This is a genomic window from Pseudomonas sp. NA-150 (assembly GCF_044336365.1).
Classification (GTDB): Bacteria; Pseudomonadota; Gammaproteobacteria; order Pseudomonadales; family Pseudomonadaceae; genus Aquipseudomonas.
Window position 1 is genome coordinate 4,634,388 of the sequence record NZ_CP172305.1, and the last position, 26,733, is coordinate 4,661,120.

Sequence of the window (26,733 nt, forward strand, 5' to 3'; positions counted from 1 at the left end):
CTGATAGGGGTCAGCCCGATAGCGCAAAACCGGCGCATGATAGCTGAATCAGGAACCACTGGGGCTGCTCGGCGGTCCAGTCATACACCTGTCATTCGCAAGGCGCCCTAATCAGGGCTAGTTTTAGAGTCTTCCGATTCCCCAAGGTCCGTGCCGTGCGGACCTTACAAGGAGTTATGTTCATGCCCTCGCTCGATAGCCTGAAAAGCCTCAAAACATTAGACATCGACCACACCACCTACCACTACTTCAGCTTGCCGGAAGCCGCCAAAACCCTCGGTGACCTGAGCAAACTGCCGATGTCGCTGAAAGTCCTGCTGGAAAACCTGCTGCGCTGGGAAGACAACAAGACCGTCACCGGCGCCGACCTCAAGGCCCTGGCCGCCTGGCTCGGCGAGCGCCGCTCCGACCGGGAAATCCAGTACCGACCGGCCCGGGTGCTGATGCAAGACTTCACCGGCGTGCCCGCTGTAGTCGACCTGGCCGCCATGCGCGCCGCCGTGGCCAAGGCCGGTGGCGATCCGCAGCGGATCAACCCGTTGTCGCCGGTGGACCTGGTGATCGACCACTCGGTGATGGTCGACAAATTCGGCGATGCCAACGCCTTCAGCCAGAATGTCGATATCGAAATGGAGCGCAATGGCGAGCGTTATGCCTTCCTTCGCTGGGGCCAAAGCGCCTTCGATAACTTCAGCGTGGTGCCGCCGGGTACCGGTATTTGTCATCAGGTCAACCTGGAATACCTTGGGCGCACGGTGTGGACCAAGGACGAGGATGGCCGCACCTATGCCTTCCCGGACACACTGGTCGGTACCGATTCCCACACCACTATGATCAACGGGCTCGGCGTATTGGGCTGGGGCGTCGGCGGGATCGAGGCGGAAGCGGCGATGCTTGGGCAACCGGTGTCGATGCTGATTCCTGAAGTGATCGGCTTCAAACTAACCGGCAAGCTTAAGGAAGGCATTACCGCCACCGATCTGGTGCTGACCGTCACCCAAATGCTGCGCAAAAAAGGCGTGGTCGGTAAGTTTGTCGAGTTTTATGGCGATGGTCTGGCTGACCTGCCGTTGGCCGACCGCGCCACCATCGCCAACATGGCCCCGGAATACGGCGCCACCTGTGGTTTCTTCCCGGTGGACGACGTGACCCTGGACTACCTGCGCTTGTCCGGGCGCCCGGCGGACCGGGTGAAACTGGTCGAGGCCTACTGCAAAGCCCAGGGTTTATGGCGCCTGCCCGGTCAGGAACCGGTGTTCACTGATTCACTGGAACTGGACATGGGCAGCGTCGAAGCCAGCCTCGCCGGACCGAAACGCCCGCAAGACCGCGTTGCGCTGCCGAATGTCGCCAGTGCGTTCAGTGACTTCCTCAAATTGCAATTCAAGCCCACCAGCAAGGAAGTCGGCCGCCTGGAAAGCGAAGGCGGTGGCGGTGTCGCGGTGGGCAACGCCGATCTCGCGGGCGAAGCCGACTATGAATACGAAGGCCAGACCTATCGACTGAAAAACGGCGCGGTGGTGATCGCCGCCATCACCTCTTGCACCAACACCTCCAACCCCAGCGTGATGATGGCCGCCGGGCTGGTGGCGAAAAAGGCCGTGGAAAAAGGCCTGAAACGCAAGCCCTGGGTCAAAACCTCGCTGGCACCGGGCTCGAAAGTGGTCACCGACTACTACAAGGCCGCCGGCCTGACCCAGTACCTCGATGCGCTGGGTTTCGACCTGGTGGGCTATGGCTGCACCACCTGCATCGGCAACTCCGGCCCGTTGCAGGCGCCGATTGAACAGGCCATTCAACAGTCGGACCTGACCGTGGCCTCGGTGCTGTCCGGCAACCGCAACTTCGAAGGCCGCGTGCATCCGCTGGTGAAAACCAACTGGCTGGCCTCGCCACCGCTGGTGGTGGCCTATGCGCTGGCCGGCACCGTGCGCACCGACCTCAGCAGCGAACCACTGGGCGAAGGGTCCGACGGCAAGCCGGTGTACCTGCGGGATATCTGGCCAAGCCAGAAGGAAATCGCCGAGGCGGTGCAGAGCGTCAACACCAGCATGTTCCACAAGGAATACACCGAAGTGTTCGCCGGCGACGCGCAATGGCAGGCGATCGAAGTGCCACAGGCGGCGACTTACGTCTGGCAGGAAGACTCGACCTACATCAAGCACCCGCCGTTCTTCGATGGCATCGGCGGCCCGCCTCCGGTCGTGGAAAACGTCGTCGGCGCGCACATCCTCGCCTTGCTCGGCGACTCGGTAACCACCGACCACATCTCTCCGGCCGGCAACATCAAGGCTGACAGCCCGGCAGGGCATTACCTGAAAGAGAAAGGCGTGGAATCCCGCGACTTCAACTCCTATGGCTCACGTCGCGGTAACCATGAAGTGATGATGCGCGGCACCTTTGCCAACATCCGAATCCGCAACGAAATGCTCGGCGGCGAAGAAGGTGGCAACACCATCCACATCCCCAGTGGGGCCAAGCTGGCGATCTACGACGCGGCCATGCGTTACCAGCAGGAAGGCACACCGTTGGTGGTGGTTGCCGGTCAGGAATACGGCACCGGCTCCAGCCGCGACTGGGCGGCCAAGGGCACCAACCTATTGGGCGTCAAGGCCGTGATCGCCGAGAGTTTCGAACGGATTCACCGCTCCAACCTGGTGGGCATGGGCGTGTTGCCATTGCAGTTCAAGGGCGGCCAGAGCCGTAAGACATTGAACCTGACCGGCAACGAAATCATCGACATCAGCGGCCTGACCCACGCCGAGTTGCAACCCGGCATGAGCCTGACCCTGACCATCACCCGCCAGGACGGCAAACAGGAAAACCTCGACGTGCTGTGCCGGATCGATACCTTGAACGAAGTTGAATACTTCAAGGCGGGGGGGATTCTGCATTATGTGTTACGGCAGTTGATTGCATCATAACGGCTGAAACTCCCAGGCAGTAGGAGCTGCCGCAGGCTGCGAACAATCGCCATCGCGAAGGTCGTTCCGACCTTATCGCAGCCTTCGGCAGCGCCTACAAAATGGGGGCCAGCCATAGATTTTTGTCCAACCACAAATCACTGTGGGAGCAGGATCGCCGCACCGCTGCGAAAGCGGCCGTAAATCCACCACGAAATAACGTCACCTACCGATGCATTTCCGCTTGTTTACCCACCCAATGCCTGATCAATAATGCGCCCTGCCGATGCGACTCGTCGGTCATTTGTAAAAGCCCCTCAATTTGTCGGCCTTTTAGCCGATAACACGCGAAAGCCCAGCGGATCGACAGCCCATGCGTAATAACCAGCCCATCACTCAACGCGAACGGACATTTCCCGCGCAACAGCGGTTGATTTCAACCACCGATGCCAAAGGCGTGATCACCTATTGCAACGATGCCTTCGTTGAAATCAGCGGTTTTACCCGCGAGGAACTGGTTAAAGCCCCGCACAACACGGTTCGTCACCCGGACGTGCCGGCTGCCGTGTTCGAGCACATGTGGAGCACCCTCAAGCAGGGGTTGCCATGGATGGGGATCGTCAAGAACCGCAGCAAAAACGGCGATCACTATTGGGTCAACGCCTACGTCACGCCGATGTTCGACAAGAAGCAGGTGGTGGGTTACGAGTCGGTCCGCGTCAAACCCACGGCCGAACAGATCCGCCGCGCCGAAACCCTGTACCTGCGCTTGAACCAGGGCAAATCTGCCGTGCCAAGCCGTGACAAGTGGCTGCCGGTGCTGCAGGACTGGCTGCCGTTCATCCTGGTCAGCCAACTGAGCTTCATGATTGGCGCCTGGCTCAACTCCAACTGGGGCTTCGCGCTGGCTGCGGCCCTGTCGGTGCCGTTGGGCCTTATGGGCTTGAGCTGGCAGCAGCGCGGCATCAAGCGTTTGTTGCAACTGGCCGAACAAACCACCTCCGACCCGCTGATCGCGCAGATGTACACCGACAGTCGCGGGCCACAGGCACGTCTGGAAATGTCGATCCTCAGCCAGGAGGCGCGCCTGAAAACCTGCCTGACCCGTCTGCAGGACACCGCCGAGCAACTGACCGACCAGGCGCGTCAGTCCGACACCCTGGCCCACGCCAGTTCATCCGGGCTGGAGCGTCAGCGGGTCGAAACCGAGCAAGTGGCCACCGCCGTCAATCAAATGGCCGCCACCACCCAGGAAGTCGCCAGCCATGTGCAACGCACCGCAGATGCCACACAGCAAGCCAACCAACTGACCCGTCGTGGTCGCGACGTTGCCGACGAAACCCGTCAGGCGATTCAGCGCCTGTCCACCTCCGTGGGTGAAACCGGGCTCACCGTCACCCAACTGGCCAAGGACAGCAACGAAATCGGCAGCGTGGTCGACGTGATCAAAGGCATCGCCGACCAGACCAACCTGCTGGCGCTCAACGCCGCCATCGAAGCGGCGCGCGCCGGGGAAATGGGCCGTGGTTTCGCGGTGGTCGCCGACGAAGTTCGCCAACTGGCGCAACGCACCACCGAATCCACCGGGCTGATCCACGGCCTGATCGCCAAACTGCAACAAACCGCCACCGCCGCCGTGCAAACCATGGATGCCGGCCATCGCCAGGCCGAAGAAGGCGTGGCGCGGGTACTGGAAGCGGACCAGGCGCTGGTCGGCATCAGCGAGGCGGTGGCCAACATCACCGACATGACCACCCAGATCGCCGCCGCCACCGAAGAACAAAGCGCCGTCGCCGAGGAAATCAGCCGCAACATCAGCACCATCGCGCAACTGGCCGACAAAACCTCCGACGAGGCCCGTCGCTCGGCGCAGTTAAGCGGCGAATTGACCAGTACGGCGAACAGTCAGTACTCGTTGGTGGAGCGGTTTAATCGGTAAGTTGTATTGGTTGTACAAAAACCCCAACAGACATTGTTTGTTGGGGTTTTTTATTGGGTGGGGTTTTAGGGGTTCCTTAAGTGTTGTGGGACTTTTCTGAAAGTTGGTTTTTTGGTGAAAGTTGGCATGGTGAATTATTGATATTTTTGGTTGACATGGCGACTGACTGGCTATTAGTTGAATTTCAGGTAGGGGATATATATCTACCACCATCCGGGTGGCTAGAGGCCTCCACCTTTAAAAAAATCAATCAATGTAACCGTGGGTTTGTATTACGCACCCACAACAGAAGGAATTTGAAAATGAGCAGAACATGCAAACACATAATGCCCGCACCTACCGTTCCGGTTGCGGACACCGACGGCCTTATCAAACTGGTCGACCTTGAGAGTGATGTCGTTATTAATTTTCTCGCTGGACCAATAGTGGTGGAGTTAGACAGCTTTCAGGTGCTGCTTAACGGTGAGCTCGTAGGAGATCCGGTAAAAATGCCTGCACCAGTGCCAGAGGGGACAGAGTTGAGTCTGTTCATCTCTGTAGCCAACCATCTCATTGAAGATGGGGTTTATGCAGTGGGATACAGCATGACTACGTATCCTGGCAACACGCGAGCCGACTCTGAATCCACCTACATCAAGATCGATCGAACCCCACCCGGCGCCGCCCTGCTCGCACCGATGCTGGTGCCAGACGTCACCCTGAGCGAAACCCTGACCGCAACTCTGGCAGGTTACGCTGGCATGGCCCCTGAAGACATTGTTCAAACCCTATGCAACGACACCCAAGGCCCAACCTTCACCGTTCAGGCCGAGCACCTGACGAATACTCCTGTAACAATTCAGTTCGAACGGAGGTTTCTGCAAACCCTCGACAGTGAAGAAGTCACGCTCAGCTACCAGGTCACCGACCGCGCCGGTAATGTTTCCCGTACTTCAGAGCCTGTCACCCTGACATTGCAAGTATAAATCCGCCACTAACACCAGAAACAAATAAACCTCGGCGAATTTTCGCCGAGGTTTTTTATTATTGTCCAAATAGGCGAATTCTCTAAAGCTTGTAGGAAATAACCGAAAGTTGTAAGCAGCTTCCCACACGCCCCCTCAGCCGACATTTCCATACTTGACAACTTGATCGATTAACTATTATTTATGCCCGCCCCAATCAAACCTCCATACACACACTGCATCACAATCCAGTCGATGATCGTTAGGCTGAACACCTAATGAGCACCGTACTATTTCCAATCAACCCCCGGCATTGGTCACACGACGTAATGTAATTCATCAGGAACCAATCACCATTAACGCCTATATATTTGTTGCTCCAGAGCAACCAACCCTCGGCACTTACACGGAGTAAATCAAATGGAAAAACGACCACCAGGCTCTCCGCCCCTCAACCCGAAAACCCTGACGAGCAACGGCCACCGCCCTGCCCGGCGCGATAGCCTCAGCAAACCGGGCGCCTCTCTCGGCCCTCAGTTGCCGGGCCCACCGCTGGACAGTGATCACGGCTCAGCCGAAGAAGTGACCGTCAAGTACATCGAGTACCTCGCCGGCGAAGAGGTCGAGGATCATCAACTCCTGTCGATGATTTCCGAGCACCTGCCGGCGCCGTCACTCGATGGCCTCGATCCCGAATCGGTGTCACTCAACCAGGCCAGCGAAGGCATCATGGTGCTGATTCCTGGCTCGCCGCCCTTGCAACCCGGCGACAGCTTTAACCTGCTGTGGGGCGGCGTGGGTTTTCCCTCGCAGACGCTGGACGAAGACACCTTCAACCAGCCCGTGATCGGTCGCCAACTGGTGATCCACAGCCCGACGAGCTTCCTGCAACAAGGCAAGGTCAAGGTCTGTTACGACATCTACCGCAACCAGCAACGGATTGGCACCTCGGCAATCCTCTACGTCAACGTGCATGACAGCTACACCCCCGGTGAAAACCAACTGGTGCGCAAACGCCTGATCAAGCGCAGACACAACCGACGTTAAGGTCGGCCGTTAACCCAAAAAGGAAAAACCCCCGGTGAGTGATCACCGGGGGTTTTTAGGGTGGAATATCAACGTCCCTTGATTAAAACGCCCAACGCACCCCCACATTAGCGCCCCACGGCTGCTCGACGTGCTCACCCTTCATGTAATCCAGGTCAGCATGCACCTGCAGGCGTTTCGACAACGACACCGCGACCCCAGCCCCCAGCTCACCACGGGAGCCGAACAAGTCGTTATCGAAGCGGGTACCGTTGACCTTCACCTGATTGTTGCGAGCAAACTCGTGTGTCACGGCCGCGCGCAGGTAAGGTTGCACGACTCCGCCATCTTCGAGTGCGATGTTGCGACCCACCGAGCTACCGACCTTGCCCAGGACCGATGTTGTCCGGTCGTTCTTCGCGGTCAGGCCGTTGTCGAGGCGATATTCGTCGCCCTGCACCACCACCGCAGCCAACTGCGTGTACGGCTCCACAAAGTAGTCATCGGCCAGCTTGATGTGCTTGCCCAACTCCAGCGAGCCACCCACGGCCGTATTGCGGTAATCGCCCTTGGCCCGCGTCTGGTCGCTCATCGCTACCTTGGACTCGTTGTGGAAGCGGTTGACCTTGAGCACGCCATCCAGGTAGTAACCGTCGTCCAGCAACCAGGTGCCGTAGGCACCGAGGTAATAGCTGTCGACCTTGCCCGAGGTGCCACGGCTCACGTCCAGATCGGACTTGCTGTAACCCGCCAGCACCCCCACCAGTAACTGCCCGTTGCTGACTGCAACCGGCGCATCCGCACCCAACGAAAAACCACTCTGCCGCTGTCGGTAACCCAAACCGGCATCTGTCGAGGCATTGAAGCGATTGCCATAGGCCCGAATCCAGCCGCCCCCCTGCTCGCTGCCACGAACTTCACCCATGCGACTGCGCAAGGTGGAAAGCTCGCTCATCCAGATCGTTGGCGCAGCGTTGAAAAGCGCCAGGGCACTTTCCGTCGAGGGGCTGATGGTTTTGCCAGAGCCGACGATGAACCAGTCGTTACCCTGCTGCTCCAGCTCATAAGAATAGGCGCCCAGATCCACCCGGCCGCCGAGCAAACCAAACTGCGCATCACCGCCTTCGGTATGCACCACCTGCAACGGCTGCGCGTCCGGTGAAACCACTTCCAGCCCGGTATTTTCAATCTTCAGGCCGAAGTTGCCATTGGCCGAACCGTTGACCGCCAGCATGTCCCCCACGCCCTGGTCCATATCGATGCGCATGGCAAATGTGCCGCTACCGGACAACTCACCCAATGTCAGGGTATGAAACCCGTCGCGGGCAAACCCAACCGAACCGCCGTTGAGGTTCAGCGCCTTGACCGCGTTATCGCCCACCATCTGCCATTGGGCGCCGGAGGTGATCGACAGATTGTTTCCGTTGAACACATCACCTGTGAGTTGCGCGTTGTTTTGTAGGATGACGTTGAGGGTGCTGGTGTCGTCGGCGACCAGATTGCCGGTTAGCGTGCTGTTGTCGACCGTAAGGTTGGCAATACTGGCGCGAGCAACTTCCAGAAGGTTGCCGTTGCCGGACAAGAGGGACGAGCCATTCTGCACGCTGATGTTTGCGATAGCGCCCGTGGTCCTGCGTGTATCAACCTTGATTGCCGGCCCTTCAACACCCCAAACCGTGGAATCATCGATAACAATCAGGCTGGGGAGATTGGGAAATTCCCCCACGCCGGGGACGGGTTCAGAAGGGCTAACCAACACACCAATGTTGTCGCCGCGAATCACGGTGCCCTCACCGGCCGTAAGTGTGGCAGACAATACTGATACCCCTGTACCCGTGCGAGCTACATTACTGGATGCCCCCACAACCTCAGAATTGCTCAAATTCAAGATGCTGGAATTTGAAACAATTGAACCGATTCCCAACCCATAGACTTGGCTGTTGCTGATATCTGCGACAGACCCTGCTAGAACAGCGCCGTTGCGGTTAGCTGTGACAGATAAAGCTGTCCCAAGCTCATGGGTGATAAGCACGCTGTCGGCCCGAAGCCTGCTTCCAATAGCCTTTAAGGCTTGAGTACTCGCGTCATTTGTACTGACAGAACCACCCTTGATATTGATTGTTGAGTTCGTTGAACCAATCCACCCCACGTCAGCGCCGGTAAAATTAACCACCGCCGACTGATCTATCAGATAATTACTCCCTGTCGACTCGTTAATCTCCGTTATACCACCATGGATATCGATAATTTCCGCCATCGCCCCACCATTTAAAGAGGCCCCAAGCGTTACTCCGGCCACCCCCAACCCCAGGCGCCGCATACGTTTTAACTGTCCCAATACTCAGACTCCACTCAAATGAACCAGAGTAGTTATTCTGATGGGTAGTGAACGACAAACTCAGACCCTAGTACCATTTTACCTGTAGGAATCATCTGAATATTTGTAAGACGCGTCCGAAGGACTCACCCAAGCACTACTTGTCAGCAAATATTACAAAGCACAAAAACAATATTTATTCACCACCCCGCTTGACACCAAGTCAACTTCACGATTATGTCGCCTTCAGATAGAGAAAAACCTCTATCGGTAATCTGTATATCGGATCAACTCGCCTCGCCCTACAGCGAGCAGTCGATATCTCAATACTCATGGCAAAATGGCTGATGATCGGATACGAATTTCAGCCCAGTTTTTATCAGGAGATTTATCATGAACAATTCAATGGAACGTTTTAATCCAATCACTGGCTCAGGGCTGGCCGCCCCCGTCATCCCTTTGACCGATCCGATAGATGGATTGATCATGCGCGAAGATATGCAACAAGCTATTACCAGCCAATGGAGTGAATAAAATAATTATTCAACACCCCTTGACATGCAACAGCCATTGCGATTAGTTGAGTAGAGACTGACATACACTTCTATCTGGCAATTGCTGTGTTAATGCACGGCGACAGTAACCCTCAACACGACACATCGACTGTGCCGCAGGCTTTCTGCCGCATCTGATAACCGATTTAATAAATTATTTTTCTGGAGATTTACAATGTGTAACAAACATACACTTGCATCAGTAAACCGCTATAAATCACGGAAGCCCAAGGAGCTAAACGCACCGGCGATTCCTTTGGCCGATCCTATTGATGGATTATTGACACTTGAAGACCTTGAACAAACAATTGTGGTGACGTTAACGGTCTGGGATGAAGCTTTGCCCGGCGATACCTATCAATTAGTCTGGAATGGTATCTCCGTAGGCCTTATCAAAACTGTCGGCGAAAATGAAGGGCCTGGCGATTCTTTGACCCTTGACATTCCCGAAGCTTTATTGCGTTTTGACGGCACTTATCAAGTCGCTTATCGCGCGGCGAGTACAGACGGAGGTCAGGAAAATACCTCCAACTCCACCCCAGTCATTGTCGACAGAACCGCCCCCGGCGGCAGCCTACTCGCGGCCATGAAATTCCCGGCAGCGATCAATGATGGGGTGTTGACCTCAGCAGAATTGACCGCCATGGGGGATGTACTGACTGCAGAAGTGCCGGGATACACCGGCATTGCATGGGGCGATCACATTCAGACGTTCTGGGGCGGGAAGCCTGGCCCAGACCACAACGTCGATGAACTTGAAGTTGGTCAGGATCGGGTAATGATCGAATTTACCCGCGCTTTTCTGGAGGGAATCGGCGACGTCACCGAGCCCGTTTACTACACCGTAACCGATCGTGCTGGCAACAAATCAATTGACTCTTTGGAAAACAGATTCCGTCTGTTCTTGCGCCCAATCCCTGAGGACTTTCCTGCACCCATGTGTGCTCAGGCGGATGATGGCATGATCGACGACGCGGATGCGCGTGCAGTCGTTGCCGTTGATATTCCACAATACCCTGACTCGCTGGCAGGCGACAAAGTTACGCTATATTGGGGGACCACCCCGTTGCCAGAAGCAGACGTATTACCCGACGACGACACTGAAGACCCGATGTTCAGTATCAATGTCAGGTACTCCACTATTGCGCGATCCGGAGACGGAATCGTGGCATTGCGATATGAAGTGAAACGCAACGGCATCCTGATCGGTAGTTCGCTGGAACTGGCAGTCAATGTCAACTTGGAGCTGCCGGGCCCTCCTGACCCGAATCCTGAAACTCCAGAGAATGAAAACCTGGACCGGCCGATTATCCGCGGCACCAGCAGCAATCCAAATAATGAAGACAATGTCATTGATGAGGACGACTTCCTGCTTGAAGCCAAGGCTATTATTGGGTGGAAAGATGAGTTTGTGATCAGCGATGTAATCCACTTGTTCTGGGGTTCTCAAGCAACGCCTGTTGACTTCCCGATAAAAGCGACTGATCTGAACAGAGATCTGACGCTGACAATTCCAAACACATTGATGGCAGACGAAGGAACGGGTGAAGATATCAAGGTGTACTACACCGTTACTCATGCTGGTAATCCCAATACATCCAGGTCGTTTCCGCAGTCTGTTTCGGTTAGTTCGGAAGGAGATTTGCCGGGTGGAGTTGACGGACTTTTAGCACCTGTTTTCACTCGAGCAAACGACAATAACGCTATTAGCCCTATCCTTAGTCCGGACGGCACACCGATATTTATCACCCCCTATGAAAACATTGAGAAGTACCCTCGCGTCACCTTGGTGTTCCATGGTTACAACGCAGCTAATGGTAATACACCTGTTCCCGGTGCCAGCGTGGAGGAAACTCACACCTTGGACGAGGGCGAAATCATTAATGGGTATAGCTTCCGAATCCCCGACAATAAATTACGCCTCATCTGTACCGGGCGAGCGGAAGCTTACTACCGGGTTGAAGGTCCCAGCGGACCGGTTAATTCTCGAACTGCGCCAGTACTGATTCGCATGGCAATTCCTGGAGTCGGTTGCTAACGCAATCAAACGGGCGAACCTTGATGGTTCGCCCCACTATAAAAAATGAGTGAATACAATAATGAACAATCTCACAAAAGCATTACTGCCCGCACCCACAATGCAAAACCTGCATGATCCAAGCGGTATTGGATATGCGGACACACTAGACCCCCATGTGCCACTGGTTGTTAGAGTTGGCCCCTATGTGACCATGGCAGTGGGCGACGTCATTGACTTGTATTGCAATGATGTGCTTATTTTTAACTACACCATCAAAAGAGGCGATATCACTCCTGAAACACCTTCGCATGTTGTACTTGACTTATATCAGCAGTTCATAACACCTGACAGCATTACGTTAATGTATACCGTCACTGAACCTATCGGCGGAGTGAAAAATGAGTCGCTATCCACAATTGTAAGGGTGAAAGTCACTCTACCTGGAGGTGTAGATATTAACCCGGCAACACCGTGGGAAAACGAAGCATTGATCAAAGCCATCGTCTCACCCCCAGGAGTTATCGTCTCGCCGGAAGGTGTCAATGCTACCGTCCAGGCCTACAAAAATATGGAAGTCGGGGACAGAATCACCCTTTCATGGCATGGACTATTTGTTAAGTACCAATTGAAAACACAAGATGAAATTGGAAAACCCGTCGTCATTCCCGTTCCTAAAGAGGTCATTGACGAAGCCGGCGATTCCGAAATGGTGGAAGTTCGCTACGAAATCCGCGACGTGGTCAATAACTGGTCTCGCTGGTCACTCCCCACCTACGTCGAAGTAGAAGCCGGCAATTCCACCCTGCCCGCCCCGGTCGTGCCGCAAGCGCCCAGTATGGAGCTTGATCTGGAAAGGCTCGCCGGTGCAGACGTTCAGGCGTTGGTCCTGTCGTACCCTGGTATGGTCCGTGCGGATGAAATCACTTTTACGGTGGAGCGCAATACCGCCGAAGGCATGGTGTTGGAGCCCTACGTGATCACGAAACCGGTGGGCGGTTCTGTTGGTTTTGTCGCTTTCATCATTCCCAACGAGCAGTTCGAGCCGGTATCTCAAGGCCGGACGCGGTTCAAATATGTGGTGAAGAAAGCCTCGGGCGAAGTGCAGCGTTCCAAGAGCCTGCCGGTGACGGTGGTCGGTGAAACCCTGGTGCTGGCGCCGCCGAAGTTGCCGGTCATTGATGATAATGGCGGCATCCTCGATCCGGCTTCGCGCAATGTGATTGCCCAGGTGCCGCCGTATCACTTCATGGCCGATGGTAATGACGTGACGCTGGTGTGGATGGGCAAAACCGCCGGTGGCGCCAATGTGATTCATGAAGAGTTGAAGAACCTCAACAGTGACGACGTCGGGCGCACGCTGGAGTTTCTGATCCCTGACGATAAGGTCCGCCCGTTGGCCGGCGGTTCGCTGGAGTTGTATTACACCGTCACCACCTACAATCGGGCGTTCTTTAAATCGCCATCGCTGATGGTACCGGTGAGTGCCGATGGTGGTTTAGTGTTGCCTGCGCCGCGAGTCGACAAGACCAGCCCCGATGGCGTGCTCGATCCTGCCGACCTCGTGCTGGAAGCGACGCTGCGCATTCGGCCATACGCCGGCATGGCACAGTTGGATAAAGTGATGCTGCATTGGGACGGCAGCGCTGCCAATGGTGATTACCGCGCGCAGACGACACTGAACAACGGAAATATTGGCCGCGAGGTGATCTTCCGCGTGCCCAAGGCGTACGTGGACGCCAACCTGCATGGCCGCGTCGAGGCCTGGTATGAAGTGCAACGCGGCTCGGTGATTTCCCAGTCTGAGCGCCTGTCGCTGCGGATAGGCTCGACGATCATTGCGCCACTTCCCGAGCCAGTGGTCAAAGAAGCTCGACCCGACGGTACGCTGAACCCCATCGACACCATTTCCGGAGCCTCGGTGATGATCGCCGCCAGCGCCAATTTCAAGGAAGGCGATGTGGTGCTGGTGAGTTGGCAAGGTCCGCGCAGCAGTGATGCCAGGGAGCGGACCATCACCAGTGGCCAGGCCAACAAACCACTGTTGTTGATTTTTCCCGGTCATCTGGTCACGACCAACCTGGGCTACAAGGTACACATTTCCTACATCGTGACCCGCGCCAGTGGCCCCGACCAAGCCTCCTCAGCCCTTGAATTGCTGGTCACCAGCGGCTTGTCCAAGCTGGAAAAACCAGGCGTCATGGGCGTGATCGACAACGTGCTGGTCCCGGAAACCGTGCCCGACGCTGGCGTTGCGGTCACCGTACCGCGCTACACCGGCATGGCCGGCGGCGACAGCATTATCGTCAAATGGAGCGGCGGGCAAGCACACGACACAACGCCGCAGGTGGTGATCGATCCCGTCGAACTGCCGTTCAACGTCCCAAGATCCGTCGCGTTGGGCAGTGCCGGCTCAGCGACAACCGTCACCTATTCGGTCACCCGAGGTGGCTTGGTGGTTGAATCGCTGCCGACCCAGTTCACCGTGCAGTCGCTGGCGCCGCCACTGGAGTTCGGTGTCGATCACGCGCTGTCTGTTCCCGGCTATGTGGTCGCCGAAGGCCGGCCGCCAAAAACGCCGCCGGCCGCTGCTATTTATAGTCGTGAAGCCACGGGTGGGTTGCCCCCGTATCGTTACACCTCAAGCAATACGGCCTCCGCCGTGGTGAATGCCGACAACGGTACGGTGACCATGGCGGGTAACGGCAGCACGGTGATTGGCGTCACCGATGCGCGTGGTGCGATGGCCAGTTATCACTTGGTCACCTCGGGTGCGCGGGTGTTCGTGCAGCTGGACAAACACCTGCGTAGTTACCGGAATTACATCAATTTCTGCAACGCGCAAAACCTTCACTCGCTCAGCCTGGACGACATGGGGCTGATCTACCGTACCTATTCGAGTGAAAGTTCCGAGGTCAGCTCGTTGCTTGGCTGGGGCGTTCCGCATTGGAGCAACCGCGAAGTCAAACCCGGTAATAACGACATCATTGGTAATGCTTACGTCTTCAACATGAACAATGCAACAAACGCGATTTTTAACAAAGGGGCGGGCGGTTTCAGCCTGGGCATCAGGAAATAACGCATCCTCAGGTTTTATCGAGGCATTACTCATCATGAGTAATGCCTTTTGTGCGTCAGGAGAGAAACGCAGCCACGTTATCGGCGCAGGTATTCAGGTGCTGCTCCAGGGTGAAGCCAGACACTTTCAGCGGCTTGAGGTCGTGATTACCCGAGGGCAACCACAGCACTTCGATGTGCTCGGACAGTGTGTAGCCGTCCACGGTCTGCCGATTGCCCAACGCGTCCGACTCACCCTGCACGATCAGGGTTGGGGTTTTCAGGCTGGCCAAGTGCTCGGTGCGTGGTTTCTCCGGCTTGCCGATGGCATAAAACGGGTAGCCCAGGCATACCAGGGCGTCGGCGCCCAACTCGTCTGCCAGCAGGCTGGCCATGCGCCCGCCCATGGATTTGCCACCGATGGCCAGGCGGCCACTGAGCAGAGGCCGCACCTGCGCATACACCTGCCGCCAGCTATCGAGCAATTGCACTTGGGGATTGGGTGGGCGTTTGCCGCCGCCGCTGCGGCGCTGCGCCATATAAGGAAACTCGAATCGCAGCAGGTTGATGCCCCGCACGCTCAGGCGCTCGACCATGTCATTCATGAAATCGCTGTCCATCGGTGCGCCGGCGCCATGTGCGAGGATCAGGGTCGGTGCGCTGGCCGTGGCCGGTTTCTGCGCGGCATTCCATAACCAACCTTTTTCCTGCGCCAGTCGCGCACATTGATCCTCGTCAATACCGGCTGTTTGCCCTTTGCTCATGCTTACCTCGATGTTGATCTGCATGCCTCTCACCCGGAACTCGCGAGACAGGAACACGCTTGAATGAACACTGCGAACAGCGCCGCCGGCGCTCAGGCGATCCGTCGAGGGCACATTATGCCGAGGGCGCGAAAAATTGTCGGGCTCGGACGCGGTGATTTTATCGCCTGCGCCTGGCCTCGGCCTGTATTCGCAGCGGGTTTGTCGGACGCATCGGTCAGCGGTTTACCCCCGCTGCACGAGGGGTCGCGGGCGGCTGCCGGGTGCTCAACGCCGGTGCCTGTGACAGAAGCGCCGCTTACAATTTTTTTCGCGACCAAGTGTCGCACCCTTCTGCGCTCTGACTTCCCGTTACAGACATTCGGGACTAAGCTTCCTCGCAGAGTGGACTGCCAACCGTGGACCACAGGTCATGTGATTCGAATGCGCTGTGCAATTGGCCCGACAACCAGCGTCAAAGGCTCATTTACAACGGCTTGCGTCCGCCGCCTTTGGTTTCTGCGTGTAGTCTCGCGTTTTGCCCGCTACATTTCACCTGCCTGCAACCCGCGACTTTTTAGTCCACTACAGCGTTTTTTCAGGGTACCAAATGGCCACCTGAGCACGCTGGAAGGTCCGCAGAATCAGCTTTAGGAAGCATTTGCAAGGGGTTGGCCGCGTTGCAATGGATACCTGCTTTCTCCATACTTGCGACCGCTTTTTATTCCAAAAAAACACTCCAACCGTGGAACCTTAGAATGAGCACAGCAATCAGTCCGACTGCTTATAACTATAAGGTAGTCCGCCAGTTCGCCATCATGACGGTGGTCTGGGGGATCCTTGGCATGGGCCTCGGTGTCTTTATCGCGTCACAGCTTGTCTGGCCAGAACTGAACCTTGGCCTGCCATGGACGACATTTGGACGCCTGCGACCCTTGCACACAAACCTGGTGATTTTCGCCTTTGGTGGCTGTGCACTTTTTGCCACTTCCTACTATGTCGTGCAGCGCACCTGCCAGACGCGACTGATCTCCGACAGCATGGCAGCCTTCCACTTCTGGGGATGGCAGGCAGTGATCGTCGGCGCGATCGTCACGTTGCCGCTGGGCTACACCACGACCAAGGAATATGCCGAACTGGAATGGCCTCTCGCCATTTTGCTGGCCATTGTCTGGGTCACTTACGGTGCGGTGTTTTTCGGCACCATCGTCAAGCGCAAGACCAAGCACATCTATGTGGGTAACTGGTTCTACGGCGCGTTCATCGTCGTGACGGCGATGCTGCACATCGTCAACCACGCCTCGCTGCCGGTGTCGTTCTTCAAGTCCTACTCCGCCTACTCGGGCGCGACCGACGCCATGATCCAGTGGTGGTACGGCCATAACGCGGTAGGTTTCTTCCTGACCACCGGCTTCCTGGGGATGATGTACTACTTCGTGCCGAAGCAGGCCGAGCGTCCGATCTACTCGTATCGCTTGTCCATCGTGCACTTCTGGGCGCTGATCACCCTGTACATCTGGGCCGGTCCGCACCACCTGCACTACACCGCGCTGCCGGACTGGGCGCAGTCGCTGGGCATGGCGATGTCGATTATTCTGCTGGCGCCAAGCTGGGGCGGGATGATCAACGGCATGATGACCCTCTCGGGCGCCTGGCATAAATTGCGCACCGACCCGATCCTGCGCTTCCTCGTGGTCTCGCTGGCGTTCTACGGCATGTCGACCTTCGAAGGGCCGATGATGGCGATCAAGACCGTCAACTCGCTGTCGCACTACACGGACTGGACCATCGGCCACGTACACGCCGGTGCTTTGGGTTGGGTGGCGATGATTTCCATCGGCGCGCTGTACCACATGATCCCGAAAGTCTTCGGTCGTCCGCAGATGCACAGCGTCGGCCTGATCAACGCGCACTTCTGGCTGGCAACCATCGGTACCGTGCTCTACATCGCGTCGATGTGGGTCAATGGCATCACTCAGGGCCTGATGTGGCGTGCGATCAACGATGACGGCACCCTCACCTACTCCTTCGTGGAAGCCTTGCAGGCCAGCCATCCTGGCTACATCGTCCGTGCCCTGGGCGGTGCATTCTTCGCCAGCGGCATGCTGTTCATGGCGTACAACGTGTTCCGTACGGTCCGCGCCTCGAACCCGGCTGAAGCTGAAGCCGCCGCTCAGATCGCTGTAGTGGGAGCTCACTGATGAGACACGAAGTCGTCGAGAAGAATATTGGCCTGCTGGCCTTCTTCATGGTCATCGCCGTCAGCGTTGGCGGCCTGACCCAGATCGTCCCCCTGTTCTTCCAGGACGTGACCAACAAGCCGGTCGAAGGCATGAAGCCACGCCCGGCCCTGGAACTGGAAGGCCGCGACATCTTCATCGCCAACGGTTGTGTCGGCTGCCACTCGCAGATGATTCGTCCGTTCCGTGCTGAAACCGAACGCTATGGCCACTACTCGGTCGCTGGTGAGAGCGTTTGGGACCACCCGTTCCTGTGGGGTTCCAAACGCACCGGCCCGGACCTTGCCCGTGTCGGCGGTCGTTACTCCGATGACTGGCACCGCGCGCACCTGTACAACCCGCGCAACGTGGTGCCTGAGTCGAAAATGCCGGCGTACCCGTTCCTGGTGGAAAACAAGCTCGACGGCAAGGACACCGGGAAAAAAATGGAAGTCTTGCGCACCCTCGGCGTCCCTTACACCGACGAAGATATTGCCGGTGCAAGCGCTGCCGTGAAGGGCAAAACTGAAATGGACGCGTTGGTTGCCTACCTGCAAGGTCTGGGCACCATCATCAAAAGCAAACGGTGATTTTGATGGATATCGGGATGATTCGAGGCCTGGGCACCGTCGTTGTGATGGTGGCCTTTATCGGTCTGGCGCTGTGGGTATTCAGCGGGCGACGCAAGTCTGAGTTCGACGAGGCGACCATGCTGCCCTTCGCGGATGATCCCGAAGCCATCAAGCACGTCGAGCAAGCGCAAGCTTCTAGGAGTAACAACGAATGACTACTTTCTGGAGTCTGTACGTCACAGTCCTCAGTTTGGGTACCATCTTCTGCCTGACCTGGCTGCTGTTGTCGACCCGCAAGGGCCAGCGCAGCGAATCAACGGAAGAAACCGTGGGCCACTCCTTCGACGGGATCGAGGAGTACGACAACCCGTTGCCGAAATGGTGGTTCATGCTGTTCGTCGGCACCATCATCTTCGCCTTGGGCTACCTGGTGTTGTACCCGGGCCTGGGCAACTGGAAAGGCCTGCTGCCGGGCTACGGTTACCTGGACAACGACAAGAAGACCGCGTTTGCCAATGGCCAGACCGGTTGGACTGGCGTGCACGAATGGGAAAAGGAAATGGCCCGTTCGGACGCTCGCTTCGGTCCGATCTTCGCCAAGTTCGCGTCGATGCCGATTGAAGAAGTGGCCAAGGATCCACAGGCGCTGAAAATGGGGGGCCGTCTGTTCGCCTCCAACTGTTCGGTCTGCCACGGTTCCGACGCCAAGGGTGCTTACGGCTTCCCTAACCTGACTGACGAAGACTGGCGTTGGGGCGGTGATCCACAAACCATCAAGACCACCATCATGGGTGGCCGCCACGCGGTCATGCCTGCCTGGGGTCCGGTGATTGGCGATCAGGGCGTACGTGATGTCGCGGCGTTCGTCACCACGCAACTGGATGGTCGCAAGCTGCCGGAAGACGCCAACGCCGATCCGGTTGCCGGGCAGAAGATCTTCGCCACCAACTGCGTGGCCTGCCACGGTCCGGAAGGTAAAGGCACCCCCGCGATGGGCGCGCCTAACCTGACCCACCCGGCGGCGTTCATCTACGGTTCGAGCTTTGCCCAACTGCAGCAGACCATCCGTTACGGCCGTCAGGGCCAGATGCCTGCCCAGGAACTGCTGCAAGGCAACGACAAGGTTCACCTGCTGGCCGCTTACGTCTACAGCCTGTCGCATGGCGAGAAAGCTGCGGAGTAAGGCCGACACTTGATGCAACAAACAACGGCCCTGCCAGCGACGATTGGCAGGGCCGTTTTGGTTCTAAAAGGATGAAATTCGATTCGCTGTAGGAGCCAACTTGTTGGCGAGCAACGGTACGCGGTGTATCAGGAAAGCCGCCTCGCGAACAAGTTCGCTCCTACAGAGTGCTGCAATCTTCCGTAAGGACGGGCTTGCCTGCCAAAACCGGCCATAATTCATCTGTCGAAACACGTTAACCCGGACCCAACGCGACCAACGGTCACACCCTTGGGCTAGAGCGACAGGCGTATCATTGAGGTCTGGGCAACATTACTTTTTGACCCCAGTCGGCATGTACTGACTGAGGCATTTTCCCCCTGCCGTGGGACGCACTAATGAGCAACCAGATTCCGGTACACAACATCACGCCGCCCCCAAAAAACGACAGCAACACGGTCGATCTCTACGCGTCGCGCGAAAAAATCTACACCCGTGCTTTCACCGGGCTGTTTCGTAACCTGCGCATGGCCGGTGGCGCCTTTCTGTTCCTGATGTACTTCGGCACGGTGTGGCTTAATTGGGGCGGCCACCAGGCTGTCTGGTGGAACCTGCCGGAGCGCAAGTTCTACATTTTCGGCGCCACCTTCTGGCCGCAGGACTTCATCCTGCTGTCCGGCATTCTGATCATCAGCGCCTTCGGCCTGTTCTTCATCACCGTGTACGCCGGGCGAGTCTGGTGCGGCTACACCTGCCCACAAAGCGTCTGGACCTGGATCTACATGTGGTGCGAGAAAGTCACCGAGGGTGACCGCAACCAACGCATGAAGCTGGACAAGGCGACGATGTCCGCCAACAAGCTGCTGCGCAAGCTGAGCAAGCACAGCCTGTGGTTGATTATCGGTTTCGTCACCGGCTTGACCTTCGTCGGCTACTTCGCACCCATCCGCGAACTGACGATCGAATTCTTCACCGGGCAGGCCGACGGCTGGGCCTATTTCTGGGTCGGTTTCTTCACCCTCGCCACCTACGGCAATGCCGGCTGGTTGCGCGAGCAAGTGTGTATCTACATGTGCCCGTACGCGCGCTTCCAGAGCGTGATGTTCGACAAGGACACCTTGATCGTGTCCTACGACCCGCGGCGCGGTGAGAAACGTGGCACGCGCAAGAAGGAAGTCGACTACAAGGCCCAGGGCCTGGGCGATTGCATCGACTGCACGATGTGCGTACAAGTCTGTCCAACCGGCATCGACATCCGCGACGGCCTGCAAATCGAGTGCATCGGCTGCGCGGCCTGTATCGATGCCTGCGATAACATCATGGACAAGATGAACTACCCGCGCGGCCTGATCAGCTACACCACCGAGCACAACCTGTCGGGGCAGAAGACCAACAAGCTGCGTCCGCGCCTGATTGGTTATGCGCTGGTGTTGATGGTAATGATCGGCGTGCTGATCGGTGCCTTCTTCATGCGCTCGCTGGTAGGCTTCGACATCAGCAAGGACCGCGTGCTGTACCGGGAAAACGCCGAAGGGCGAATCGAGAACGTATACAGCCTGAAGATCATGAACAAGGATCAGGTCGACCACACCTATGTACTCGACGCCACCGGCCTGCCGGACCTGAAGCTTCAGGGTCGTCGCGAGTTCAAGGTGCCGGCCGGTGAGATCTTCAGCTCGCCGATCGAGTTATCCAGCGCACCGGACAAGCTGCCGTCGAGCACCAACGAGGTGATTTTCAGCCTCAAGGACGCCGATAACACTGGCTCCCAGGTTCAGGCCAAGAGCCGCTTCATCGGCCCACAAATTCGTTAAGAGACGTTATTCATGCCAGCAGCAACCGCCACCAGCCCTTGGTACAAGCACCTTTGGCCATGGATCATCATCGGAATTCTGGCCTGTTCGGTGACCTTGACCCTGTCGATGGTCACCATTGCGGTGAGCCACCCGGACAACCTGGTCAACGACAACTACTACGAGGCCGGCAAAGGCATCAACCGCTCGCTGGACCGTGAACTGCTGGCGCAAGGCATGAAAATGCACGCCACCGTTCAGCTCAACGAACAGACCAATGAAGCCAGCCTGCGCCTGACCGGGGAAAGCCAGCCGCAAACCCTGGAGCTGAACCTGATTTCGCCGACCCAGCCAGAGAAGGATCGCAAGATAATCCTGGCCCGCAGCGCCAGTGAGCCGGGACGTTACGTCGGCCAGATGGCGGACAAGGTCGAAGGCCGGCGTTTCGTTGAAATCCTTGGCGAAGAACAAGGCCAGACCTGGCGTTTGTTCGAAGAAGAACAGATCAACCATGATCAGGACCTGACCCTCGGCGATGAGCCGTTGCAAGGCCAGGAAGACCCGAAAAACTAAACTGTAAAGGCCCGCTCCTACAAGGCAATGTCAATCCTCGACTGAATCCCCATGACCTCACCCATCCCCTGCTACCACTGCGCGCTCCCGGTTCCGGCCGGTAGCCGCTTCACCGCCGTCGTGCTCGGGGAAACCCGCGAGCTGTGCTGCCCGGGGTGTCAGGCGGTGGCGGAGGCGATAGTCGCGGGTGGATTGGACAGTTATTACCGCCATCGCAGCGAAGCCTCGGCCAACCCCGAAGCGCTGCCGGTGCAACTGCTCGACGAACTGGCACTGTATGACCGCCCCGACGTGCAGGCGCCTTACGTGCGCCACGATGGCGGGTTGGCCGAAGCCACCCTGATGATGGAGGGCATCAGCTGCGCCGCCTGTGGCTGGCTCATCGAGCGTCACCTGCGCAGCTTGCCGGCCGTGGCCGAGGCTCACCTCAACCTGTCCAACCATCGCCTGCACGTGCGCTGGGCCGACAGCGATCTGGCGCTGAGCCAGGTGCTCAGCGAGTTGCGCCATATCGGCTACGCCGCCCACCCCTATCAGGCCGATCGCGCCGCCGAGCAACTGGCCAGCGAGAACCGCACAGCCCTGCGCCAACTGGGGCTGGCCGGCCTGCTGTGGTTCCAGGCGATGATGGCGACTATGGCCACCTGGCCGGAATTCAACATTGACCTCAGCCCCGAGCTGCACGTTATCCTGCGCTGGGTGGCGATGTTTCTGACTACACCCATCGTGTTCTACAGCTGCGCGCCATTCTTTCGCGGTGCCCTGCGCGACCTGCGCACTCGGCACCTGACCATGGACGTCTCGGTGTCGCTGGCCATCGGCAGCGCTTATCTGGCCGGGATCTGGACCGCCGTCACCGGAGTCGGCGAACTGTATTTCGACGCGGTCGGCATGTTTGCGCTGTTCCTGCTGGCGGGCCGTTATCTGGAACGGCGTGCCCGCGAACGCACGGCGGCCGCCACCGCACAACTGGTCAACCTGTTACCCGCCTCCTGCCTGCGACTCAGTGCCGATGGCCAAAGCGAACGTATCCTGCTCAGTGAATTGAAACTGGCTGATCGGGTGCTAGTGCATCCCGGCGCGGTGCTGCCGGCTGACGGCAAGATTGTCGAAGGCCATTCCAGCGTCGACGAATCAGTGCTGACCGGCGAATACCTGCCGCAACCGCGCACCGTCGGCGACCACGTGACCGCGGGCACGCTGAATGTCGAAGGTGCGCTAACCGTGCAGGTGCTGGCGCTGGGTCATGACACCCGCCTGTCAGCCATCGTGCGCCTGCTGGAACGCGCTCAGGCCGAAAAACCCCGCCTGGCGGAAATCGCCGACCGTGCCGCGCAATGGTTCCTGATTCTGTCGTTGATCTTCGCCGCCGTGATCGGCCTGATCTGGTGGCAGATCGATCCTGCGCGCGCGTTCTGGATTGTGCTGGCAATGCTGGTTGCGACCTGCCCCTGCGCCTTGTCACTGGCGACCCCCACGGCGCTGACTGCGGCCACCGGCACCCTGCACAAACTCGGGTTGCTGCTGACCCGCGGGCATGTGCTGGAGGGTTTGAACCAGATCGACACGGTGATCTTCGACAAGACCGGCACCCTCACCGAAGGCCGTCTGGCCTTGCGTGCGATCCGGCCGTTGCGCGAGTTGAACGCCGATGCCTGCCTGAGCCTCGCCGCTGCGCTGGAAAACCGCTCCGAACACCCCATCGCCCGCGCCTTCGGTCGTGCCCCGGTGGCCGCCGAAGACGTACACAGCACACCGGGGCTGGGCCTGGAAGGCGTGGTCGGTGAGCAACGCTTGCGCATCGGCCAGCCGGCGTTCGTCTGCGAACTCAGCGCCTGCGCGTTGCCGCCAACGCCTGACGAAGCGGGTCAATGGCTGTTACTCGGCGACCATCAGGGCGCACTGGCGTGGATCGTCCTCGACGACCGTCTGCGCGCCGATGCCTTCGACTTGCTGCAAGCCTGCAAGGCCCGTGGCTGGAGGACGCTGTTGCTGTCCGGCGACAGCTCGCCGATGGTCGCCAGCGTCGCCGCCGAACTCGGTATCGACGAGGCCCACGGCGGCCTGCGTCCCGACGACAAACTGGAAATGCTCCGCGCCCTGCACGCTCAGGGTCGCAAGGTGTTGATGCTCGGCGACGGGGTCAATGACGTACCGGTGCTGGCGGCAGCCGACATCAGTGTGGCCATGGGCTCGGCCACCGACCTGGCCAAGACCAGCGCCGACGCGGTGCTGTTGTCCAACCGCTTGCAGGCGCTGGTGCACGCGTTCAGTCTGGCGCGGCGCACGCGGCGCGTGATCATCGAGAACCTGTTGTGGGCGGCGCTGTACAATGGCCTCATGTTGCCGTTCGTGGCCCTGGGCTGGATCACTCCGATCTGGGCGGCGGTCGGCATGTCCATCAGTTCGTTGACGGTGGTCCTCAATGCCCTGCGCCTGACTCGCATGAAAGGCTTGCAAGCCGCGCCCACCGCCCTGCACACCCGCCTGCTGCCGACGTGATTCGGCACCGGGCTTTGGAGGCTCCATGCCGGCTTTGTATGTGATGATTCCAGCGGCGCTGCTGATCGTCGCGATCGCCGTTTACATCTTCTTCTGGGCGGTGGACAGCGGCCAATACGACGACCTCGACGGCCCGGCCCACAGCATTCTGTTCGACGATCAAGACCCACAGCACAAGGCGGCCGTGGAAGAAGTCCAGCACGCCAAAAACGAAAAACCGGACGAGGCCCCTCCCCATGCTTGAACTGGCACCGCTGCTGGTGTCAGCAGTCATTCTCGGTCTGTTGGGCGGTGGTCATTGCCTGGGCATGTGCGGCGGGCTGATGGGCGCGCTGACTCTGGCCATCCCCAAGGAGCAGCGCAGCCGCCGCTTTCGTCTGCTGCTGGCTTACAACCTGGGGCGAATCCTCAGCTATACCACTGCCGGTTTGCTGATCGGCCTGGCGGGCTGGGCGGTGGCCAACAGCCCTGGGGCGATGATCATGCGGGTGATCGCCGCACTGCTGTTGATCGCCATGGGCTTGTACCTGGCCGGCTGGTGGAGCGGCCTGACGCGCATCGAAAGCCTCGGACGCGGCCTGTGGCGGTATATCCAGCCGGTGGCCAGCCGCATGTTGCCGGTGTCCAGCGTGCCGCGTGCCTTGCTGCTCGGCGCGTTGTGGGGCTGGTTGCCGTGCGGGCTGGTGTACAGCACCTTGCTTTGGTCGGCCAGCCAGGGCAATGCGCTCGACAGCGCGCTGCTGATGCTCGCCTTCGGTCTCGGCACCTGGCCGGTGTTGCTGGCAACCGGGCTCGCCGCCGAACGCACCACTGCCCTGCTGCGCAAGCGCGGCGTGCGCATGGCCGGTGGCGTGTTGGTGATACTGTTTGGTCTGTGGACGATGCCGGGGCCGCATCAGCATTGGTTGATGGGCCACTGACTGCGCACCTGTTGATGCAGGTCAAGATGCTTTGAACGACGGCACTTTAGACTCGCAAGCATCGCCAGACGCTTCGGGAACATCTGCCCATGCTCGACACCATTCGTTGGGATTCCGATCTGATCCGCCGCTACGACCTGGCGGGGCCGCGCTACACCTCCTATCCCACTGCCGTGCAATTCAATACCCGGGTCGGCGCTTTCGACCTGCTGCACGCGTTGCGCGACAGCCGCAAGGCGCTGCGCCCGCTGTCGCTGTACGTGCACGTGCCGTTCTGCGCCAACATTTGCTACTACTGCGGCTGCAACAAAGTCATCACCAAGGATCGCGGGCGCTCTCAGCCGTATTTGCAGCGCCTGGAACAGGAATTCCAGATGATCGCCTGCCACCTCGATCCTCGGCAGATCGTCGAGCAACTGCACCTGGGCGGTGGCACGCCGACCTTTCTCAGCCACGACGAATTGCGCCAGCTCATGGCCCAGTTGCGCAAACAGTTCAACCTGCTCGACGACGATTCCGGCGATTACGGCATCGAGATCGACCCCCGGGAAGCCGATTGGTCGACCATGGGCCTGTTGCGTGAGTTGGGTTTCAATCGGATCAGTGTCGGCGTGCAAGACCTTGATCCGCAGGTCCAGCGGGCGGTCAATCGCCTGCAAAGCCTGGACGAAACCCGAGCGATCATCGAGGCCGCGCGCACCCTGCAATTCCGCTCACTGAACATCGACCTGATCTACGGCTTGCCGAAACAGACGCCGACCTCGTTTGCCCACACCGTGGATGAAATGATCGCGCTGCAACCGGATCGCCTGTCGGTGTTCAACTACGCGCACCTGCCAGAACGCTTTATGCCGCAACGGCGAATCAACAGTGCGGAGTTGCCCGGCCCCGGGCAGAAACTGGAAATGTTGCAACGCACGATTGAGCAACTGACCGCCGCTGGTTATCGCTACATCGGCATGGACCATTTCGCCCTGCCCGACGATGAACTGGCCATCGCCCAGGAAGAGTCGACGCTGCAGCGCAATTTCCAGGGCTACACCACTCATGGTCATTGCGATTTGATCGGTCTTGGGGTGTCGGCGATCAGTCAGGTGGGTGATCTGTACAGCCAGAACAGCAACGATCTGAACGACTACCAGACGCTACTGGCCAGCGATCAACTGGCGACCAAACGCGGCCTGCACTGCAGCGCCGATGATCGCCTGCGCCGTGCGGTGATTCAGCAGTTGATCTGCCATTTCAGCCTGAACATGGCCGGCATCGAGTACGCGTTCAACATCGACTTCAGAGGATACTTCCATGAGCTATGGCCGCAGCTCGAGACCATGGCCAGCGATGGCCTGATCGAAATCGACGCGCGAGAGATTCGGGTATTGCCGGCGGGACGCCTGCTGGTGCGATCGGTGTGTATGGTGTTCGATGTGTACTTGAACCCACACAATCGCCAGCTTTTTTCGCGGGTGATTTGAACCCTGCGCCCTTGATCACC

General features: G+C 58.3%; 19 protein-coding genes. 17 read left to right on the plus strand and 2 right to left on the minus strand.

Annotated elements, in window-relative coordinates; translation table 11 throughout:
• The first annotated feature begins 182 nt into the window (after positions 1-182).
• The 4 genes from acnA (at position 183) to ACF0H7_RS21975 (ending at position 6,833) form a co-directional block, all read left to right on the plus strand.
• Positions 183-2,924, plus strand: a complete 2,742-nt coding sequence (acnA, locus tag ACF0H7_RS21960; protein ID WP_397448960.1) for an aconitate hydratase AcnA — start codon at positions 183-185, stop codon at positions 2,922-2,924.
• Positions 2,925-3,276: 352 nt separating this feature from the next.
• Positions 3,277-4,842, plus strand: a complete 1,566-nt coding sequence (locus tag ACF0H7_RS21965; RefSeq protein WP_397448961.1) for a methyl-accepting chemotaxis protein — start codon at positions 3,277-3,279, stop codon at positions 4,840-4,842.
• Positions 4,843-4,922: 80 nt separating this feature from the next.
• Complete coding sequence (locus tag ACF0H7_RS21970) at positions 4,923-5,807, plus strand: hypothetical protein (protein ID WP_397448962.1); 885 nt, start codon at positions 4,923-4,925, stop codon at positions 5,805-5,807.
• A 399-nt stretch (positions 5,808-6,206) separates the two neighbouring features.
• Positions 6,207-6,833, plus strand: a complete 627-nt coding sequence (locus tag ACF0H7_RS21975; protein ID WP_397448963.1) for a hypothetical protein — start codon at positions 6,207-6,209, stop codon at positions 6,831-6,833.
• An 82-nt stretch (positions 6,834-6,915) separates the two neighbouring features.
• Here the strand turns inward: ACF0H7_RS21975 and ACF0H7_RS21980 are convergent, their stop codons facing one another.
• The gene (locus ACF0H7_RS21980) at positions 6,916-9,069 is read right to left on the minus strand and encodes an autotransporter outer membrane beta-barrel domain-containing protein (protein WP_397448964.1); all 2,154 of its coding nucleotides are present in this window, start codon (positions 9,067-9,069) and stop codon (positions 6,916-6,918) included.
• Between the two features lie 453 nt (positions 9,070-9,522).
• Between ACF0H7_RS21980 and ACF0H7_RS21985 the strand changes: the two genes are divergently transcribed.
• From ACF0H7_RS21985 to ACF0H7_RS21995, 3 genes are all read left to right on the plus strand, one after another.
• A complete protein-coding gene (locus ACF0H7_RS21985; protein ID WP_397448965.1) occupies positions 9,523-9,663 on the plus strand; it encodes a hypothetical protein in 141 nt (46 codons plus the stop codon).
• Positions 9,664-9,858: 195 nt separating this feature from the next.
• Positions 9,859-11,721 (plus strand): hypothetical protein, encoded by a 1,863-nt coding sequence (locus ACF0H7_RS21990; protein WP_397448966.1) that lies wholly within the window; start codon positions 9,859-9,861, stop codon positions 11,719-11,721.
• A 61-nt stretch (positions 11,722-11,782) separates the two neighbouring features.
• Complete coding sequence (locus tag ACF0H7_RS21995) at positions 11,783-14,779, plus strand: hypothetical protein (RefSeq protein ID WP_397448967.1); 2,997 nt, start codon at positions 11,783-11,785, stop codon at positions 14,777-14,779.
• Positions 14,780-14,834: 55 nt separating this feature from the next.
• Here the strand turns inward: ACF0H7_RS21995 and ACF0H7_RS22000 are convergent, their stop codons facing one another.
• Positions 14,835-15,521, minus strand: a complete 687-nt coding sequence (locus ACF0H7_RS22000; RefSeq protein WP_397453981.1) for an alpha/beta family hydrolase — start codon at positions 15,519-15,521, stop codon at positions 14,835-14,837.
• A 737-nt stretch (positions 15,522-16,258) separates the two neighbouring features.
• Here ACF0H7_RS22000 and ccoN point away from each other — a divergent pair.
• The 10 genes from ccoN to hemN all read left to right on the plus strand — a co-directional run bounded on the left by ccoN (position 16,259) and on the right by hemN (position 26,713).
• Positions 16,259-17,701 carry a cytochrome-c oxidase, cbb3-type subunit I gene (gene ccoN, locus ACF0H7_RS22005; RefSeq protein WP_397448968.1) on the plus strand — a complete coding sequence of 481 codons (1,443 nt, stop codon included), beginning with the start codon at positions 16,259-16,261 and terminating at the stop codon, positions 17,699-17,701.
• On the plus strand, positions 17,701-18,309 hold the full coding sequence (gene ccoO, locus ACF0H7_RS22010; RefSeq protein WP_397448969.1) for a cytochrome-c oxidase, cbb3-type subunit II: 609 nt from the start codon (positions 17,701-17,703) through the stop codon (positions 18,307-18,309). The genes ccoN and ccoO overlap by 1 nt, the downstream gene beginning before the upstream one ends.
• 5 nt (positions 18,310-18,314) lie before the next feature.
• Complete coding sequence (locus ACF0H7_RS22015; RefSeq protein ID WP_397448970.1) at positions 18,315-18,506, plus strand: cbb3-type cytochrome oxidase subunit 3; 192 nt, start codon at positions 18,315-18,317, stop codon at positions 18,504-18,506.
• On the plus strand, positions 18,503-19,474 hold the full coding sequence (ccoP, locus tag ACF0H7_RS22020) for a cytochrome-c oxidase, cbb3-type subunit III (RefSeq protein WP_397448971.1): 972 nt from the start codon (positions 18,503-18,505) through the stop codon (positions 19,472-19,474). Before ACF0H7_RS22015 ends, ccoP begins: the two co-directional genes overlap by 4 nt.
• A 377-nt stretch (positions 19,475-19,851) precedes the next feature.
• Positions 19,852-21,267 carry a cytochrome c oxidase accessory protein CcoG gene (gene ccoG / locus ACF0H7_RS22025; protein WP_397448972.1) on the plus strand — a complete coding sequence of 472 codons (1,416 nt, stop codon included), beginning with the start codon at positions 19,852-19,854 and terminating at the stop codon, positions 21,265-21,267.
• 12 nt (positions 21,268-21,279) lie between these two features.
• Positions 21,280-21,819, plus strand: a complete 540-nt coding sequence (locus ACF0H7_RS22030) for a FixH family protein (protein ID WP_397448973.1) — start codon at positions 21,280-21,282, stop codon at positions 21,817-21,819.
• A 51-nt stretch (positions 21,820-21,870) separates the two neighbouring features.
• Positions 21,871-24,321: a heavy metal translocating P-type ATPase gene (locus ACF0H7_RS22035; protein ID WP_397448974.1), complete on the plus strand. Its 2,451-nt coding sequence runs from the start codon at positions 21,871-21,873 to the stop codon at positions 24,319-24,321.
• Between the two features lie 25 nt (positions 24,322-24,346).
• Positions 24,347-24,565 (plus strand): cbb3-type cytochrome oxidase assembly protein CcoS, encoded by a 219-nt coding sequence (ccoS, locus tag ACF0H7_RS22040; RefSeq protein ID WP_397448975.1) that lies wholly within the window; start codon positions 24,347-24,349, stop codon positions 24,563-24,565.
• Positions 24,558-25,241 (plus strand): sulfite exporter TauE/SafE family protein, encoded by a 684-nt coding sequence (locus tag ACF0H7_RS22045; protein ID WP_397448976.1) that lies wholly within the window; start codon positions 24,558-24,560, stop codon positions 25,239-25,241. Before ccoS ends, ACF0H7_RS22045 begins: the two co-directional genes overlap by 8 nt.
• An 89-nt stretch (positions 25,242-25,330) precedes the next feature.
• The gene (gene hemN / locus ACF0H7_RS22050; RefSeq protein ID WP_397448977.1) at positions 25,331-26,713 is read left to right on the plus strand and encodes an oxygen-independent coproporphyrinogen III oxidase; all 1,383 of its coding nucleotides are present in this window, start codon (positions 25,331-25,333) and stop codon (positions 26,711-26,713) included.
• Positions 26,714-26,733 lie beyond the last annotated feature (20 nt).